Consider the following 16,514-nt stretch of genomic DNA (forward strand, 5'->3'; position numbering starts at 1 on the left):
CGGTGGCTGGATCACCGGCCATCGTCTCACGTTTTTCAGGCGTACACCTCGAGCCCAGCGCCAGTTCGTTCAGTGCGTCAGCGAAGGCGTCAACCTGATTATCGAACTGCGCATTTGGGAACGAGCAGACCTCGTCGAGGAATGGCTCATTCCAGCGGTGCCGAAATCATTTCACTCACCATATCGAGCAGCACGTTGGCACCCGCGACCAATTGGATACCGGCGGTGTGTTCCCGCGGATTATGGCTAATGCCGCCAGCGCTCGGAACGAAGATCATGGCCGTGGGCGCGATGGCCGCCAGCATCTGAGCGTCGTGCCCGGCTCCGGAAGTCATGCGCCGCACGCTCATTCCACGCGCCTGTGCCACCCTTTCGATTAGGCGCACCATTCCTTCCTCGAAACGCACGGGCTGCGTGCGGGCTAGCTGGGTCTCGGCGATGGAGAAGCCGTCGCGGTCGCGCATATCTTGAAGAAATGCGGCGAGCCTTTTTTCGGCTTCGGCCAGAACGCTGAGATCCGGGCTGCGCATATCGACGGTAAAGGTCGCTTCTCCCGGGACCACATTGATGGCGTTTGGCGCAAGGCTGAGACTTCCGACCGTGGCGACGAGATGAGGTGAGCTGCCGACGGCCAACCGATTGAGGAATTCGATCACCCGAGCGGCCGCATGGCCGGCGTCGTGACGCATCGTCATCGGCGTCGTGCCGGCGTGATTGGCCTCGCCGCCGATGATGATCCTCTGCCAAGAGATGCCCTGCAGGCTGTCGACCGCGCCGATCTCGACGCCCTCGCGTTCCAGGATTGGCCCCTGCTCGATGTGAAGCTCGATATAGGCGCAAGGCTTCAACAACCCCAGTGGCTCGTTGCCCGCATAGCCTATGCGGCGCAATTCAGATCCGAGCGTGACGCCTTCGCTATCCCGCGACGCCAGCGCAGCCTCCAGCGGATAGCTGCCCGCAAACACCGCCGAGCCCATCATATCCGGCGCGAAGCGGACGCCTTCCTCGTTGGTGAAGGCGGCGACGACGATCGGGCGGTCCGGAACGGCTCCTCTCTCCTTCAATGTCTGGACGATCTCGAGGCCAGCAAGCACACCGTAGCAGCCGTCAAGCGTTCCGGCGTCGATCACGGTGTCGATATGCGATCCGATCATCAGCGGCGCACGTTCTTGCCCGTTGGACCAAATCGCGAAGAGGTTGCCGATGCAGTCAATTTGTACTTCGAGACCGGCATGCTGCGCCCAGGAGACAAACGCGTCGCGGCCGAGCCTGTCGGCGTCCGTGGCGGCGAGCCGCGTCAGTCGGCCCGCCTCATCGCGCCCGATCGCGCCGAGCGCGCCGATGCGCCCGAGCAAGCGCGCGCCGTTTATCGACACCACTGTCATTCCCGTTCCACCTGTACGCTAAAGCCGGACAAATTCGGCGAGGCGGTCCCCATGCCGCAGACGATCGCGCATGACGTCGGGCGTGCCGTCAAACTGGATGCGCCCCTTTTCCATGAAGATGATCCGGTCGGAAACCTCCAGCGCGAACTTCATCTCATGGGTGACGATCACCATGGTCCTGCCGGACCGCGCAAGATCCGCAATGATACGCAACACCTCTCCGACGGTCTCGGGATCGAGCGCCGAAGTCGGCTCGTCGAACAGAAGAATGGATGGCTCCATGGCCAGCGCGCGGGCGATGGCCACGCGCTGCTGCTGCCCGCCGGAAAGCTGATGCGGATATTTGTTCTCATGCGCAAGCATGCCGACCTGCCCCAGGATTGCGCGCGCGCTGGTCTCCACCTGCGCCTGGGGCGCGCGATTGTGGTAGATCGGACCAAGCGTCACGTTCTCGAGCACCGTCTTGTGCGGGAAGAGATTGAAGCTCTGGAAGACCATGCCTACTTCCAGCAGCTGTTGCTTGCTCTTGTGCGGCAGTATCGCGGAGCGCTCTCCCGAGCCGGCCAGGACCGGCACGCCCTTCAGACTCACCAAGCCCTTATCGAGGGTCTCGAGACCGTTGAGACAGCGGATCAGCGTCGTCTTTCCCGAACCGGAAGGACCGATGATGGAGACGACCTGCCCGGTCGGAATAGAAAGGTCGAGATCGCGGAACACTTCCATACCACCGAAGTGCTTGCCGCCCCGTTCGAGGTGAATTTCCGGCACATCGCTCTTACCCTCATGACGGCGCTCGTTCAGGCAGATCGCGTCCGGCCGTACGGTGTCCGACAGCGCCGCCTTGCGCTTGGAGAAATCGAGGTGGCTTTCCAGCTTCTTGAGCAGGGTGTCGAAGAGGGTGACGACCAGCACGTAGTAGAATGCCACGGCCAACATCGTCTCCATGACTTTGAAATTCTGCGTGTAGTAGCGCTGGCCCACCAGCAGGATCTCGGCGAGCGAGATCACCGACACAAGCGAAGTCAATTTGACGATGGAGATGTATTCGTTGCCGAGCGCCGGCAACGCCACGCGTAGTGCCTGCGGGATGACGATGAGCCGCTGCTGCCCGAGTTTGGAAAGACCAAGCACGTGGCCAGCCTCGTACTGGCCCTTGCCGATGGCCATCAGGGCACCGCGATGGATCTCGGCGATATAGGCGGTCTCGCTAAGCACCAGGGCGATGAGGCCCGCGATGAAGGGCTGCGACAGGAACGGGCCTGTGGCGGGGAATGCCTGCGGAAAATTGTAGACGAAGATCAGCAGTACCAACAGCGGCAGGCTGCGGAAGAACCAAATATAAGTCGCAGCCGTCCTGCGCAGCAGGCCATTCGGCGACTGCCTGGCAAGCGCGACGCCGAAGCCCATCACCACGCTGATCGCCCAGCTCACGATGCTGAGCTCAACGACGGTCAGGGTCGCCCGCCAAAAATCCCTGCTCCACAGAAGACCGATCGCGTACTGCCAATCGAAAACCATGCTACCTCCCGCTTGTCTTGTCGGGCCGGGCGCTGAACGTCCGGCTCCGAAAGCTCACTCTTTCCCGGAAAGCGCGTTCTGAAATTCCTCGGCAGTCGGCATCTGCAGATTGTACTTCTTGAGCAGAGCGCCATATTCGCCGGAAGCGATCAGCGCATCCATCTGCGCCTTGACGGCGTCCAGAAGCTGCTCATTGCCCTTTTTGATCCCAAGTCCGATCACCACCGGAAACAGGATCTTCTCCGAGGTGATCTTGAGCCGATTGCCGGACGCGGCGACCGCCGCCTGCGAGACACCTGCGTCATCGAACACCACATCTACGCCGCGCGAAAGCAGAGCCTGCGCCGCTTCCGCGGAAGTCGCGTATTCCTGCACGCCGATGGGATTGGAAGCGCAGTGGGCATCGGAGGTCTTCTGCAGCTCGGGAACCCATGCGGCACCCTTGAGATTGCCGACACGCTTGCCGCACAAGTCTTCCGGCTCTTTCGGCGCGAAGCTGTCGTCGCTGCGCACCATCAAAGAGCCACCGGTCTTGGCGTAGGGAATATAGTCAACCACTTGCGCACGGGCCGGCGTCACGTAGAGAGCCGAAGCGATGATGTCGAAGCGGTTGGCCTGCAAACCGGCTATGAGATTGGCGAACCGGGTATCAACGAAGCGTACTTCCAGCCCCAGCTTCGGCGCGACCAGCGCCATGACGTCGGCGTCGAGTCCTTTCGTCTCCCCGTTCTCGACATAGTCATAGGGCGGATAGACTTGATCGGAACCGGCGAGGAGCACTCCCGGCTCGATGGTCCGGACGTCCGCTGCCTGCGCTCCACCGACGACAAGTCCCGCCACAAGGGTGCAGGCGAGAAGGCGGCGGGTTCGCGCGGCATACTGGCCGATCGACGACATATTGGTTCCCCTTTGTGTGATGGGCCATCCTTGGATGGCCGTTGTTGATCTCGATGTCAGCGGATAACGGGCATTTCGCGCGGAGCGCGCTTGGTCAGCAGCCGTGGGCCATCGCGCGTGACGGCGATGTTCTCCTCGTGCACGATCATCTTTCCGGGCGCATATTCCATTCCCGGCTCGATGGTCAGCACCATGTTCTCGGTGACGACGGTGCCGTCGCCCGGACGATGCGAGGGCGGTTCGGTCAGTTGCAGGCCAAGCCCGTGGCCGAGCCTGCCGACATTGTTCCCGATCGCGCCTGCGTCCTCGATGATCTTGTTCATGGCCCGCCATACGTCATCCGTGGTCGCGCCTGGCACCGCCGCGGCGATACCCGCCTCGGTCGCCAGCCACAGCGCCTCATGCACTCGGGCTGCTTCGGCCGAAATGGTGCCTATGGCGTAATTGCGGTCGAAATCGCAGAAATAGCCGTCGAACGTCGAGCCCGTGTCGATGAACAGAATGTCGCCCTTCTCGAGCGCGCGGTCGTGTGGGCCGCAGACGATCTGCGGCACGCCGCCCGGTCCCGAGATTGCCGGCATGAAGGGGGTGGAGTCGGCACCGCGCCGGGCAATGTCGATGCGCAGCTTGCGCACGGCCTCTCGCTCGCTCTCGCCGATTGAAAGTTGCGCGGGCAGCGCCTCGTAGGCGTCGCAGGCAATGCTGCAGATGTAGTGAATATGCTCGATTTCGGCTTCGGTCTTAACCATGCGCATCTGCCAGATCGCAGGCGAGCCGTCGACGATTTCGGATCCAAGGCTTTCGCGCAACCGCAACAGGTCGACGACAGGCATACGCAGCGACATCTCGCGACCGAGTTCGGCGCCAATCCTGCCGAATCTGCGCGGCAAAGCCTCCAAGGTTGTCTTCAGCAGCGACACACCGTCGTCTTCGGGCACTGGTGCCGGCCAGGTGCGGATGTCCTTCATCCAGGTGAGCGCCATTTCCGGCGCGCCGATTTCCGGAATGACCGCTGTCGGCGCCCCGCTCAACGGCACCACAACAAACCAGGGCCGGGTCGGGCTTTCCCAGAATTGCGAATCGAAGCCGGTGAAGTAGCGCACGTTCGGCGGCGTGGTTACAAAGATCGCATCGAGCTGGTGGCGCTGCATGACCTGCTGTGCGCGTTCGACGCGAATTTCGAATTCGGACGGGGTGAAGCCGCGCTTCGGAACGACGTAGTTATTCATCAAGGTCCAGGTTCCCTATTCGGTTCGATGATTGGCGCAGCCTGCATCAGGCGGACGCGTTTTCCGCGCGGCCAGCCGCAACTTCCGCCGGCGCCCGTCCGACAATGTCGGTATAGGATGCGGGGTCCGTCGCGGTCTCTGTGTTGATCAAAAGGACCCGACTATCGGAGCTTAGACCCAGCGCCGCGCGCATATCGCCGTCGGATGCGGCCGCTGCGAGGCCGGCGAGCCCGGCCGCACCGCTTTCGCCAGCGACAATAGGTTCCTCCACCCGGTCGGCCAGGCGGCGCACGGCCTGCTTCGCCTGCTGTTCGGTGACAGTCATGAAGCCGCTGCTCAGCTTTTCCAGTATACGCCAGGCAATGAGCGACGGCTGATAGCATTCCAACATGGCCATGATCGTCGGCTCAGTCGGCGTAACGGAAACGAGTTCGCCCGCGCGGGCACTTTCAAACAAGCATGCCGCCAGGTCCGGCTCGACGATGACGACCTTGAGATTTTCCCTGCCCAATCTTTCGGCGAGATAGCCGGCAATGCTGCTTGCAAATCCGCCTACGCCGGCCTGTAGAAAGACATGGGTAGGATTCCCATGTCCCTGCTCCCCTGTCTGGCGGAGCGCCTCTTCGGCCAAGATCGTGTAACCCTGTCCCACGATGGCGGGGATTTCCTCGTATCCCGGCCACGACGTATCGGAAACCAGCAACCAGCCGCGTTCGGCGGCCACACGCTCAGCCTCTCTGACAGACTGGTCATAATTCCCGTCGACCCGCACGATTTCGCTGGCGCCTATAGCCTCGGCCCGTGTCTGGCTCACGCCAGCATGAATGAAGATGACCGATCGGCAGCCCAGCAACCGCGCACCGGCCGCCACTGATTTCCCATGATTGCCATCAGTCGCACAGCACACAGTGACCGAACGCGCGAAGTCGCGAGCGGTAGGCGAGAGCAGTTGCGGCACCTGCACTTTCTGATTGAGATGGCTTTCCAGGAGCTGCTTGAACAGAACCATGAGTGCATAGGCCCCTCCCAGGGACTTGAAGCTGCCCTGGCCGAGCCTCTGCCCTTCATCCTTGATGAGAACGCGGGCGAGCCCGAGTTCACTGGCGATTTCGGGCAGGCAAACAAGTCTCGTCTGCTCGGTCCTGCCCCAGAGGGACAGGAACGGCCGCACTTGATCGGGCGCATCTTTGCCGACGAACCTACGCTCGGTCGTCGAAAGCGCCTCTGCAAACCCAGGCAGGGAGTTGAGTATCAAGTTCATTGCTCACCTCGTGATCTCGCAAGAGAATATTTCGGCAAAGGCGATAATTGCGCTCTCATTCAGCGTTCGATATGCAATTTCTGTGCATTTCCGTGCTGAGATATGAGGAGAACGCTTGCATGGCGCCGAGTGGGACAGCGCAGGTCGATGAGTTCGACCGCAAGATTCTGCAACTGGTGCAACTCGACAACCTGATGCCGCATCGCGAAATTTCCGAGCGCGTGGGCCTGTCGGCGCCAGCCGTCGCGCGCCGCCTTCAAAGGTTGCGCGCAACTGGCATAATCAGGAAAGACATCTCGGTCGTGAACGAGGGAGCGCTTGGTCGTCCTTTGACCATTGTCGTTGAGGTAACGAGCGAGAACGAAAGGCTGGATCTGCTGGACGAGATGAAAAGACGTTTCATGAGCTGTCCGCAGGTGCAGCAGTGCTACTACGTGACCGGCGAAACCGATTTCATCCTCATCATGAACGCCAGTGACATGGACGAGTATACGTCCCTGACCCGTCAGCTGTTCTTCGAGGGGGGCAATGTGAAGAGCTTTCGAACGTGCGTTTCAATGGAGAAAGTCAAGACGTACGGCCCTATACCGCTTTAGATATCTGGTTCTATCGCAACCGCTCTTCAGAGTGCCGAGTTCGTGCCTGCTTCCGGAAATTGCCGCATGTCGGTAGGTAGTTGCGCCGAAATCCATGCGCGTCGCCCTCGGTTGATCTGCTCACCCGTTCACCCAGATTCCACAGCTAACGAAAGGACTGTCCGTCGATGAAGCACATTCATGGCCTGAGCGTACCAACCACGCTCAAAGACGTGTGCGATCCAAGCCGAATGGCGCTGCTTGTCTATGATATGCAGGTCGGCATTTGCAGCCAGATCAAGGACGCCGACAGAATCGTCGCGGCAACGCTCAAAGCGGTTGCTACTGCGCGAGCGGCGGGCATGCGCATCGTCTTCACGCGGCACCTGTCGCTCCCCAAAGCCTGGATGGGTGCTGCGCAGTTTCGAATGGCGATGGCGTGGCAGAAGAAGGAGGAGCCGGACGCGGTAACGCCCTGGTTTTTGCGCGGCTCGCCGGGCTTCGAGATCGTTCCCGAACTGACTCCTCAGCCCGATGACGCAGTCTTCGACAAGATTGCGATGTCAGCCTTCGAAGGCACGCCTCTGGCATCCGCCCTGCGCGATTGCGGGCTAAACTCCATTGCGATCGCAGGGATCGCCACGGAGGTCGGCATCGAACCAACCGTTCGTCACGCCGCCGACCTCGGTTTCATTCCGGTCATTCTGGCCGACGCCTGCGGTGCCGGCCATGAAGAAGCGGCTCAGCGCTCGCTGGAGTCGCTTCGCTTTGCGGGCGATGCCATCATCAGCGATGTGGAGACGTTCGGCAGCATTCTGAACAAGGCTCCGCAGAGATAGGCTGTCCGGTTGGGAGTTTCGGTCCGTGAAGGGTAGAGATACCCTCTTCCGACACTCGCGACCGCACTCCTGGCAACTCGCCGCGGTTCGGCTGACGGTGGCTCTCGGATCCAGCGTCGGTGCCGGTCTGGTCGCCGCAACAAGCATGAGTCACGGCTTCGCGCTCCCTTGCTGGTTCCGGAACGCCGCCTCTCCGGCGTCCGACACCGCGACCCACTTCTTGTCGGGCGCGGCACCTTCGACATAGCTGTCGTGCCAGTTCCACCATTTATAGGTCGGGGTCTGAGGATAGCCCTCGGGCGAGTCCTCCCAGACCTCCTGTCGGCCGAGCGGCGTGATGTCGAGGTAGTTCCAGGTGCCTCCCATTTGCTCGTCGCCGCGGTTGTTCAGGAAGTAGGTGCGAAACAGGCGATCGCCGTCGCGGTAGAAGACATTGGTGCCGTGCCACTCGTCCACCCCGAAATCGGCATCGAAGCTGTCCGTGACGGTGAACCACGGGATTTCCCAGCCCATCTGCGCCTTCAGCCGCGCGATGTCGGCCTGTGGCGCACGCGAGACGAAAACGAGGGTGGTGTCGCGGGCATTGAGGTGGGCGACATGCGCAACCTGGTCGGCAACCATCGAGCAGCCGCGGCAGGCGTGATCGGGCCAGCCGAACACACCGGGCTCGAAGAAGGCGCGGTAGACGATCAGCTGTCGGCGTCCCTCGAACAGATCGAGGAGACTCACCCTGCCCTCGGGTCCGTTGAACTCGTAGTCCTTCTCGACGGCCATCCACGGCATTCGCCTGCGCTCGGCCGCCAGGGCGTCACGGGCGCGAGTCTGGGCCTTCTCCTTCACGAGCAACTCCTGACGGGCCGCTTCCCAGTCTTGCGGCGATAGGACTGGTGGCGTTCGCATGCCCGCCTGCCTGCCTGTCCGGTCGTTCTTAGATAAATTGGTCATGGTCGTTGCACTCCGCATTGGATGAGCTCCTGGCCCATGGGCCGAAGCGTGACCATCACTGCCTTTTCGCTCGTGTGATCACGAGCCGAACTTAGTGTCGGGGTGTCGGCCGGCGAGAGTTACAAATGTGACGGGATTCGGAAGGAAGGGGCAGTAGGGCAATAAGGCAGTAGGGCAATAGGGGAACAGAAGCCGGAGAGCGGATCGCCAAAACAGGTGCTTGCGAACCAGCTGAACCAGGGTCGCAGTTTCCTATTGCCCTACTGCCCTATTGCCCTACTGCCTTATTGCCCTACCAACGCACTCAACGCCTGCCTGATGGAATCGCGCGAGAACGGCTTCTCGATAACCGGCCGGCCGGCTTGCTCGAGGAAGCGCGCGGCGGCGGCGCCCAGCGTGTCGCCGGTAACGAAGACAAACCGCTCGGCAACGCCTGGGATCGCCTTGCAGGCCCAGTCGAACAAAGCGGGCCCGTCGGTGTTGGGCATTCTGACATCGCAAAAGATCGCATCGAAATGGCTCCCCATAAGCGCCGCCTTGGCGCCGGCGCCATCCTCGACGGTCATGACGGCAAAACCTTCACCCTCGAGGAACTCCGCCATCGTTTCCCCGACGTCCCGCTCGTCATCGATCACAAGAGCGGTACGGCCGATGCCGGTGCCCGCGCGTGCCGCAACGCTTTCGACAGCAGCTGGTGAGGCGCCGACCTCGATGGGCAACTGCAACCGGAAGTGCGCGCCCTTCGAATTGTCAATCAGGTCCAGCCGACCATTGTGCGCCTGCACGACGCCGAGCGAAAATGCGAGCCCGATCCCGGTACCTGCCCCTTGCGCCTTGGTCGTGAAGAACGGATCGAAAATGCGATTCCGGATCTCGGCAGGGATGCCGGGACCGTTGTCGGCGATGACGATCTGAATGTCGCTGCCTTCGCGCGACGTTTCGATCTCGATCCAGCGCGGCGCGGGTATCTCCTGCAGGGCGTGCTGAGCGTTCACGATTAGGTTGTAGAACACCTGATGCATCTGGTCTGGGTCGAGGTCCAAAGGCGGCAGGCCATCGGCGAGCCTGCATCGCACCTCGATACCAGCGGTACGAAGGCCGTAGCCGGCGATGTCGAGCACCGCACGGATCAAATCATTGACGTCTGTGCTGTGGCGCTCAGGCTCACGCTGCCGCGCCATGGCCAGGAATGTCTGCACGATGCGGGCGCAGCGCTCGGCCGCGCGTCTGATCTTGCCTGCCCGCTGCGCGTGCACGGTTCCGGCCAGAAGCTCTTCCAGCATCTGTGTCTGCGCGACGACGACCGCCAGGGGATTGTTGAGCTCATGCGAGACGCCGGCAAGCAGCGACCCAAGTGCGTTGAGCCGCTCGCTCTGAGCCAATGCCTCGCGCGAGCGCGCCAGCTCGGCTTCGGCCGCCTTGGTTGCCGTCAGATCGATCATGCTGCCGACGATCACCGGCCGGTCATCCATCTCGATGTGCCGCCAGCTCAGCGAGACCGGAAACACGGAACCGTCCAGGCGCCGCAGCTGTGCCTCCACGCCGTCAGCGCGCTGCTGCTGGAGCGATAGGGCTTTGATGCGCTGGTAGTCTTCTCGAGTGGCGAACCAGCGGTGCTGCCGGAACCGGTCGTCGTCATGCGGACCGACGCCCATGATCTCGCGGAAGGCCGGATTGGCGACAATCAGCTGCCTGGTTCGAGAATCTATGAACACGACGGGAATCGGATGATGGTGGGTGACCTCCCGGAAGCGCCGCTCGCTTTCCTGCAGGCGCTCGGCCGCCCGCTTCTGCTCGGTGATGTCGATATCGAAGCCGCCGATGCGCGCTTGCTGCTGATCGGCCCACAGAACGGGAAAGCGGACGACGAGGCTCCAGGCGTAGTCGACTGCATCGCTCAGAAACTCCTCGACCGCGATCGGCTGTCCGGATTCGAGGACGCGGCGATCGTTTTCCGCGATCATCGCCGCCGCCTCGGGACCGAAAACGTCGGCTGCGGTCAATCCGATCGCGCTTTCGGCCGGGCGGCCGAAGACCTTTCCCATTTCCGGATTGGCCATGAGATAGCGCCCGTCCGTATCCTTCAGATACATGCCGATCGGCGCGTGCTTCATGAAGGCCGCGAACCGGGCTTCGCTGGCACGCAGGGCTGCGTCGGCGGCGAGGCGCTGCGACAGGTCGCGCAGGCTCGCCGTCAAGAAGCGCCGCTCGCCGCTCCAGGCTTCCGTAATCGTAAGTTCGACCGGAAACTCGGTGCCGTCCGCCCGCACCGCGGTCTGCTCCATGCGCCGCCCCAGCAATGCCGGAGCGCCGCCGGAGAGATAACCTGCAAGCCCGTCAGCATGAGCCTTGCGCAGATGCGGCGGGACGATGAGCTCCGCAACCTGCCTGCCGAGCGCTTCAGCGCGCGAATAGCCGAAGGCCACCTCGGCCGCCGCGTTGAATTCCACAACCAGACCAGCTTCGTCGGTCACAATCACGCAGTCGAGTGATGAGCGGACCACCGCGGCCAGGACCGCCTCGTGGGATGCGCTTCCGGCGTGGTCTTCTCGCAAGGCGGGGCTCTCCGTGGCGACCGGCCAGGACGCAGGCCGTCGGACACGCAAAGATGGAGACTACAGCCAATTCCGGCAAGATGCTGCGTGCACCGGCGCTAAAGCCTTTTGAGGCCACGTGGGAATCACTTGGCGTTACACAAATACGGCAAAAACAACCAGATAGAGCGGCAGTCCGGATTTATCCGGGTGTCAGCCGCTCTGGTGCCAGCCGCCGATCCGGTTCTTCGCCGTCCCAACAGGAGGCACATAACCCGCACGGATTCACCTCGATCTGCGCCTAAGCGACGAAAGCTTCACGAAAATGAATTCAGAGGCCTGAGAGTGCAGGTGGAAATCAATCGATCGTGCTTTCCAGTATCACCTTGCCCGCAGCTGAGCTAAAATTCGGTGCCGCCCCTCGAGGGGAGGAATCGAGTTGCATCAGGCGCATTTTGCCGGACCTGGTGCCGGTGCAGAGGGATCGGTTCGATGCACCAACGGGCAAGAATTCGTGGAGCCGCGCAGGCCGCTCTTCTATTCCTGTTGGCGTACCTCATAGTCGCCTATTTCATCGTTCCGGATGTCTGGATCTTTCGCGACGCCGGCCACCTATCCCGGTTTGGCAGCATGGTCACGACCACTGTCGATGATATACCCGGCGATCCGATCAATGTCGGCTTGGTCGGTGGCAAGGAACAGGTAATGCGGGCTTTTGCGGCTGCGCATTGGGATCCGGCCGATGCTATCACCCTGCGCTCCTCGATCGAGATCGGCCTCAGCGTGGTTCTTGATCGGCCCGATCTCGAAGCGCCGGTCAGCCCGCTGATTTATGATGGCAGGAAGCAGGACCTGGCGTTCGAGCTGCCGGTCGGGCACAGCGCCGACCGACGCAATCATGTTCGCTTCTGGCTGACCGATAGGACCGGCGATGACGGTCGCCCGCTCTGGCTCGGTTCGGCCACATTCGATCGGGGCGTTGGCTTTAGCCACGATACGGGCCAGATCACTCATCACATCGGGCCTGATATCGATGCCGAACGCGATCTGGTCATACGCGATCTGACGGCAGCCGGTCAGATCGCGTCATCGTATGAAATCGAGGGCGTCGGACCGACCAAAACTGGCCGCAACGGCGGCGGCGATCCCTATTTCACCGACGGAAAGACAATGATAGGTGTCCTTCGGCCGTAGACGGGCAATTCGACAGGCAGCCCCGTTAGTCCGCCTTCAAAACCCTTCGCCTCGGCTTTGCGGAAGTCTTAGGGTCGGCGGCAGTCTTTTTGGTTTCGGTGGCCTTGGTAGCGGCCGACCTGGTTTTCTTCGGCTTTGGCGGCGCGACGGACGCCGCATCCTCCTGTTCAATCTCTCTGGTAGCCTGGTCCCAGTGCCGTGCATCGGAGCCGTGAGGTTTGCCCTCGCGTTCCCAGATTGCATGTGCCCGCTGCCGAATACGTTCTTCCTTGTGGGCGGCCATATTCCCTTCCTCTGACGGATTATCCAATTAGCTTGCGCTAAAACGTCGTCGCATGCAACGAGATCTAGCCAGCCGGTTCGAAGTACGCTTGCAGTGGCGCATGCGACGTCTTGTGCTGGTACCCCACGCCGAAGCCGTTCATGCACATCGCCAGCACGGCACATCTCCTCACATTTGCCGCGCCTTAGCTCCCGGCTCAGGCTGGGCACACGGCCAGCGAGCGTTACATTCTGCGATCAACACGAAAGGAACCGTGCTATGCCGCAGGTCGACGCCAAGCTATCAGGCCAGTTCACGATTGGTGGAGATATCCGCATCAACCGCCTCGGTTTCGGTGCAATGCGCATCACCGGCCCCGGCATATGGGGCGAACCCGAGGACCGCGCGGAAGCGATCCGCGTTCTCAAGCGTCTGCCCGAGATCGGCGTGAATTTCATCGATACGGCCGACAGCTACGGTCCTTTTGTCAGCGAGGATCTTATCGCTGAGGCATTACATCCCTATGACGGGCTGCTGATCGCCACAAAAGGTGGCCTCGTGCGGCCCGGCATCACGGAAGGTGGGTGGCCAACCGTCGGGGATCCCAACTATCTCGGTCAGTGCGTCCGGATGAGCCTGCGCCGCCTCAAGGTAAATCGCATCGACCTATGGCAACTCCATCGCATCGATCGGAAGGTGCCGCAAGACGAGCAGTTCGATGCAATCCGCTCTTTCATCGACCAGGGTTTGATCCGTCACGCTGGTCTGAGCCAGGTGACGGTAGATGAGATCGAAGCCGCTCGGAAGGTGTTTCCAGTTGCCACCGTGCAGAACCGCTACAATCTCGCCGATCGCGCCGACGAGGACGTGCTCGACTACTGCGAGGCGAACGGGATCGGCTACATTCCCTGGTTCCCGCTCGCGGCAGGCGACCTCGCCAAGCCGGGCGGCGTCGTGGACGAGCTCGCAAAAGCGAAGGGCGCAGCGCCCGGCCAGATTGCGCTGGCATGGATGCTGATGCGCAGCCCGGTGATGTTGCCCATTCCCGGCACCAGCCGCGTCGCCCATCTCGAAGAGAATGTCGCCGGCGCCTCCTTAACGCTGACCGCCGATGAATTCGCCAAACTCGACATAGCCTCGCCTCGCCCGTTCCGCACTTGAGGGCTGGTCCGCCGTCGGACTCGCCCACCGAAGTACCCCTCCGTCTCGGCGGTGCGCGCCGAGCCACCTACTCCCACGGGAGGAGAAGGGAGAGCCTGGCATTCAGCTCGCGGCAAATCTCGATCGTCGGAGATTTGCTGATACATTTCTGCCTTATGTGAGAAGGTGGCCGCGAAGCGGTCGGATGGTGCGGTACTCCAAGGCCAGCCGCATCGACTGATCTCCGCCCCCCTTAGTTGGCCTCCGGCTTTTTGACGATGTCGTATAGCGCGCCGACCAGCTCGCTGAGCTTATCGGTGCCTTCAGGAGGCTGACTGTTGGTCTGGACCGTGATCATCACGTCCTCGTCCTCGAGCCAGACGTAGAGGGTGCGATAGCCGAGGGTTTCACCCTGGTAGAACCACCGTGGGCCCAGGGGCCCGAGCATCCCTTTGGCCAGACCGAGGGAGAAACCGGTGGGATCGTTGGCAGAGACGTCGGCAATCGGCTCGCCTGTCTTCGTCGAAACGAGCTGCATCCACTCGTGCTGCTGCTTCGGGGGGACCACCTTCCCGCGGAAAACTGCGCGCATCCAGCGGTCGACGTCACGTGCGCTCGAAATCGCGCCACCGGCAGCTTGTGCCCAGGACAGGCTGGCCTCGCGCATGTCCCGCCCGACGATCGGCAGACTCCACGGCTGCTTGCAGCCAGGCTGGTAGTCGGCACACGCCTGGTTCGCAAAGTAACCATGCGACAGACGCTTGATGACAGGTTCCGGAAACGTCCCGGCTTCGTAGAATGTCGAGTTGAGGCCATTCGGCTCGATGACGAGCTCATGAACGAGATCGCGGTACGACTTGCCGCCAACTTTCTCGGCGATCATGCCGGCGAGGATGTAGTCGGTATTGGAGTAGAAATAGCCCTTCTCGACCGGCGGCAGCTTGTTGGTCGCGCTCGGACAGGCGGCGTCGACAAGCTCCTTGAATGTGAGGTCCCGTCTGGGCTCGTCTGCCCAGATGCGAGACATCCACTCGGTCTCCGAGTAGGTTGGAATAGGCGCCGTCATATCGAGGAGGTGGCGGATCGTGACATCCTTCCAAGCCGGATAGTCGGGCAACCATTTCCCGAGCGGGTCATCGATCGACAGCTTTCCCGCGACTTCGAGCTTGAGGATCACCGCGGCGGTGAACGACTTCGACGTGCTCCCCATTTGGTAGAGAGTATCCTGGTCGACCGGGCCGGCAACGGAGCCGCGGCCCACTTTCCCCGCGAAGCTTTCGATTGCCGGGCCGGCGTCGCCGAAGCTGATATAGGCAGCGACGCCAGTGACCTTTTCGATGGGCCCGCGCCCCGCTAGCCACTCGTTAAGCGTTGCCTGTACCTTTTCGACCTGGGTTGGCTCGGCGCCCAGCGAGACGGTGGCGACCAAAGTCAAGCCGGCGGCCAGCAGAGCGGAAAAAATCCCCTTCTTCATTTCGCGCGCCCCCATCGTTTTGAGCGGTGCTTCGGAACGAAATCCGCAGTGGGACTGCCGGTATGGTGATTCCGAGTTGGCCTACTTCAAGATCGGACTTTAAGCGAATTTCGAATTCAGACGGCGCAGGGGAACTATCATCGCAGGATTTTAGGGACTGCGCGAGGGTCTCTCAGGCAAAGTTGTCGCAGCAAGTCGGGCTTGCTCTGGCGGCTCGGACTCGCGGCACCCTCGCCGACCCGTTCCCACCCCTCGCTTCCGTTCTTGCGCGGACCTCCGCGCACGCTTTGAGGACGGCTAAAGCCAGCGCCTCATCAAATGCGTCAGCAGGGTCATCCAGCTCCGCGGGCAGCTCGGGGCACCGAGACAGCGAGCAGAACCACACGCCGCCCTCAAATGCGAGGCGACGCAGTTTCCAGTCCGGCTGTTCAAGTTCGACTAGGGCGAGAGCTGCTTCGGTCCAGGCTTTGGAGTCCATGAACCGGAGGATTCGCTCAATCCTGTCAGTGTTGCTCAATGCCCGAGCTTGCGTGCAATTGCCGCAAATCCGTTCAGCGATAGACGGAAAGGATGAAGAGAGGAGGCTTCCTCGTGGGTACCCATTTGAACGTTGAGCCATTGTCGCATCTCACGCAATCGGCGGTCTCATTCGACCCCCGATAAGATGGGCCTCAACGTCATAAAGATGCGAGATGGATCGCCACGGAACGTTATATTGAAACCGTAATGGAACACGGTGCGCGGAATATGTGCGCCATAGGAATTCCAAGGGAACACGCGCCGCACAACGGGTCCCGACTTCGCGAGTGCGAAGGAAACGATTGCCGCCCCGGGCACAATTCCAGCGAACAATGCGCCGAAACGGCACCGATTTTGCCCTGCATCTATATGAGATTTTTATAACAACGCTTTCGGACTCTTCTCGAAAACATACGCGTTCAGGCGGTAGCTATACCGCAGTCCAGAGGTGCCGCAGGCAATCCGTCGCCTTTTGACGCGTATCAAGGGCCCACGGCAAACATGGCCCCATCCTGCTCAACTTCTTTTCTCGCGAGGAGCATCCAATGTTGGACTTTGTCCTTCTGGCCATCGGGCTCGGCTTCTTCCTGCTGTCCGTCGCCTACAGCTACGCTTGCGACCGGCTCTAGAGGAGGCGGCCATGATCTTCGACTATTCGCTCGCAGGCCTCATCACGCTGGGGCTGCTGGTCTATCTCACTTACGCTCTGCTGCGGCCCGAGCGGTTCTGAAAGGCGTACGTC

General features: G+C 61.6%; 14 protein-coding genes. 5 read left to right on the plus strand and 9 right to left on the minus strand.

Going from position 1 to position 16,514, the window contains the following annotated elements:
• Positions 1-146: 146 nt before the first annotated feature.
• The 5 genes from SAZ10_RS14495 to SAZ10_RS14515 are packed head-to-tail and all read right to left on the minus strand — an operon-like array spanning position 147 to position 6,290.
• On the minus strand, positions 147-1,385 hold the full coding sequence (locus SAZ10_RS14495; RefSeq protein WP_318609950.1) for a Zn-dependent hydrolase: 1,239 nt from the start codon (positions 1,383-1,385) through the stop codon (positions 147-149).
• An 18-nt stretch (positions 1,386-1,403) separates the two neighbouring features.
• On the minus strand, positions 1,404-2,903 hold the full coding sequence (locus tag SAZ10_RS14500) for an amino acid ABC transporter permease/ATP-binding protein (protein WP_318609951.1): 1,500 nt from the start codon (positions 2,901-2,903) through the stop codon (positions 1,404-1,406).
• 54 nt (positions 2,904-2,957) lie between these two features.
• Entirely contained in the window at positions 2,958-3,800 is an 843-nt protein-coding gene (locus SAZ10_RS14505) for an ABC transporter substrate-binding protein (RefSeq protein WP_318609952.1), read from the minus strand.
• Positions 3,801-3,856: 56 nt separating this feature from the next.
• Positions 3,857-5,029 carry a Xaa-Pro peptidase family protein gene (locus tag SAZ10_RS14510; RefSeq protein ID WP_318609953.1) on the minus strand — a complete coding sequence of 391 codons (1,173 nt, stop codon included), beginning with the start codon at positions 5,027-5,029 and terminating at the stop codon, positions 3,857-3,859.
• Positions 5,030-5,075: 46 nt separating this feature from the next.
• On the minus strand, positions 5,076-6,290 hold the full coding sequence (locus SAZ10_RS14515; RefSeq protein ID WP_318609955.1) for a diaminopropionate ammonia-lyase: 1,215 nt from the start codon (positions 6,288-6,290) through the stop codon (positions 5,076-5,078).
• A 119-nt stretch (positions 6,291-6,409) separates the two neighbouring features.
• Here SAZ10_RS14515 and SAZ10_RS14520 point away from each other — a divergent pair, with 119 nt between their 5' ends.
• Positions 6,410-6,886, plus strand: coding sequence for an Lrp/AsnC family transcriptional regulator (locus SAZ10_RS14520; protein WP_318609956.1), 477 nt, complete (start codon positions 6,410-6,412; stop codon positions 6,884-6,886).
• A 167-nt stretch (positions 6,887-7,053) separates the two neighbouring features.
• The gene (locus SAZ10_RS14525) at positions 7,054-7,704 is read left to right on the plus strand and encodes a cysteine hydrolase (RefSeq protein WP_318609958.1); all 651 of its coding nucleotides are present in this window, start codon (positions 7,054-7,056) and stop codon (positions 7,702-7,704) included.
• A 150-nt stretch (positions 7,705-7,854) separates the two neighbouring features.
• Here the strand turns inward: SAZ10_RS14525 and SAZ10_RS14530 are convergent, their stop codons facing one another.
• Complete coding sequence (locus SAZ10_RS14530; protein WP_318610130.1) at positions 7,855-8,649, minus strand: DUF899 domain-containing protein; 795 nt, start codon at positions 8,647-8,649, stop codon at positions 7,855-7,857.
• A 284-nt stretch (positions 8,650-8,933) separates the two neighbouring features.
• The gene (locus SAZ10_RS14535; protein ID WP_318609959.1) at positions 8,934-11,204 is read right to left on the minus strand and encodes a PAS domain S-box protein; all 2,271 of its coding nucleotides are present in this window, start codon (positions 11,202-11,204) and stop codon (positions 8,934-8,936) included.
• A 471-nt stretch (positions 11,205-11,675) separates the two neighbouring features.
• On the opposite strand from SAZ10_RS14535, the gene SAZ10_RS14540 reads away from it, so the two are divergent.
• Complete coding sequence (locus tag SAZ10_RS14540) at positions 11,676-12,377, plus strand: LssY C-terminal domain-containing protein (RefSeq protein WP_318609960.1); 702 nt, start codon at positions 11,676-11,678, stop codon at positions 12,375-12,377.
• 25 nt (positions 12,378-12,402) lie between these two features.
• On the opposite strand, the gene SAZ10_RS14545 is transcribed toward SAZ10_RS14540, so the two are convergent.
• Positions 12,403-12,660: a DUF2934 domain-containing protein gene (locus SAZ10_RS14545; protein WP_318609961.1), complete on the minus strand. Its 258-nt coding sequence runs from the start codon at positions 12,658-12,660 to the stop codon at positions 12,403-12,405.
• Positions 12,661-12,918: 258 nt separating this feature from the next.
• Here SAZ10_RS14545 and SAZ10_RS14550 point away from each other — a divergent pair, with 258 nt between their 5' ends.
• Positions 12,919-13,800, plus strand: coding sequence for an aldo/keto reductase (locus tag SAZ10_RS14550; RefSeq protein ID WP_318609962.1), 882 nt, complete (start codon positions 12,919-12,921; stop codon positions 13,798-13,800).
• Positions 13,801-14,032: 232 nt separating this feature from the next.
• On the opposite strand, the gene SAZ10_RS14555 is transcribed toward SAZ10_RS14550, so the two are convergent.
• A complete protein-coding gene (locus tag SAZ10_RS14555) occupies positions 14,033-15,253 on the minus strand; it encodes a serine hydrolase domain-containing protein (RefSeq protein ID WP_318609963.1) in 1,221 nt (406 codons plus the stop codon).
• A 1,159-nt stretch (positions 15,254-16,412) separates the two neighbouring features.
• On the opposite strand from SAZ10_RS14555, the gene SAZ10_RS14560 reads away from it, so the two are divergent.
• On the plus strand, positions 16,413-16,502 hold the full coding sequence (locus SAZ10_RS14560; RefSeq protein ID WP_318609964.1) for a K(+)-transporting ATPase subunit F: 90 nt from the start codon (positions 16,413-16,415) through the stop codon (positions 16,500-16,502).
• Positions 16,503-16,514: the final 12 nt, after the last annotated feature.

It is taken from the genome of Mesorhizobium sp. BAC0120 (assembly GCF_033542235.1).
GTDB lineage: Bacteria > Pseudomonadota > Alphaproteobacteria > Rhizobiales > Rhizobiaceae > JAWRCU01.

Excerpts from the sequence above, each read along its gene's own strand:
- SAZ10_RS14495 (WP_318609950.1), bottom strand. The coding sequence starts at position 1,385 with ATGACAGTGGTGTCGATAAACGGCGCGCGCTTGCTCGGGCGCATCGGC.
- SAZ10_RS14500 (WP_318609951.1), bottom strand. The coding sequence starts at position 2,903 with ATGGTTTTCGATTGGCAGTACGCGATCGGTCTTCTGTGGAGCAGGGAT.
- SAZ10_RS14505 (WP_318609952.1), bottom strand. The coding sequence starts at position 3,800 with ATGTCGTCGATCGGCCAGTATGCCGCGCGAACCCGCCGCCTTCTCGCC.
- SAZ10_RS14510 (WP_318609953.1), bottom strand. The coding sequence starts at position 5,029 with ATGAATAACTACGTCGTTCCGAAGCGCGGCTTCACCCCGTCCGAATTC.
- SAZ10_RS14515 (WP_318609955.1), bottom strand. The coding sequence starts at position 6,290 with ATGAACTTGATACTCAACTCCCTGCCTGGGTTTGCAGAGGCGCTTTCG.
- SAZ10_RS14520 (WP_318609956.1), top strand. The coding sequence starts at position 6,410 with ATGGCGCCGAGTGGGACAGCGCAGGTCGATGAGTTCGACCGCAAGATT.
- SAZ10_RS14525 (WP_318609958.1), top strand. The coding sequence starts at position 7,054 with ATGAAGCACATTCATGGCCTGAGCGTACCAACCACGCTCAAAGACGTG.
- SAZ10_RS14530 (WP_318610130.1), bottom strand. The coding sequence starts at position 8,649 with ATGACCAATTTATCTAAGAACGACCGGACAGGCAGGCAGGCGGGCATG.
- SAZ10_RS14540 (WP_318609960.1), top strand. The coding sequence starts at position 11,676 with ATGCACCAACGGGCAAGAATTCGTGGAGCCGCGCAGGCCGCTCTTCTA.
- SAZ10_RS14545 (WP_318609961.1), bottom strand. The coding sequence starts at position 12,660 with ATGGCCGCCCACAAGGAAGAACGTATTCGGCAGCGGGCACATGCAATC.
- SAZ10_RS14550 (WP_318609962.1), top strand. The coding sequence starts at position 12,919 with ATGCCGCAGGTCGACGCCAAGCTATCAGGCCAGTTCACGATTGGTGGA.
- SAZ10_RS14555 (WP_318609963.1), bottom strand. The coding sequence starts at position 15,253 with ATGAAGAAGGGGATTTTTTCCGCTCTGCTGGCCGCCGGCTTGACTTTG.
- SAZ10_RS14560 (WP_318609964.1), top strand. The coding sequence starts at position 16,413 with ATGATCTTCGACTATTCGCTCGCAGGCCTCATCACGCTGGGGCTGCTG.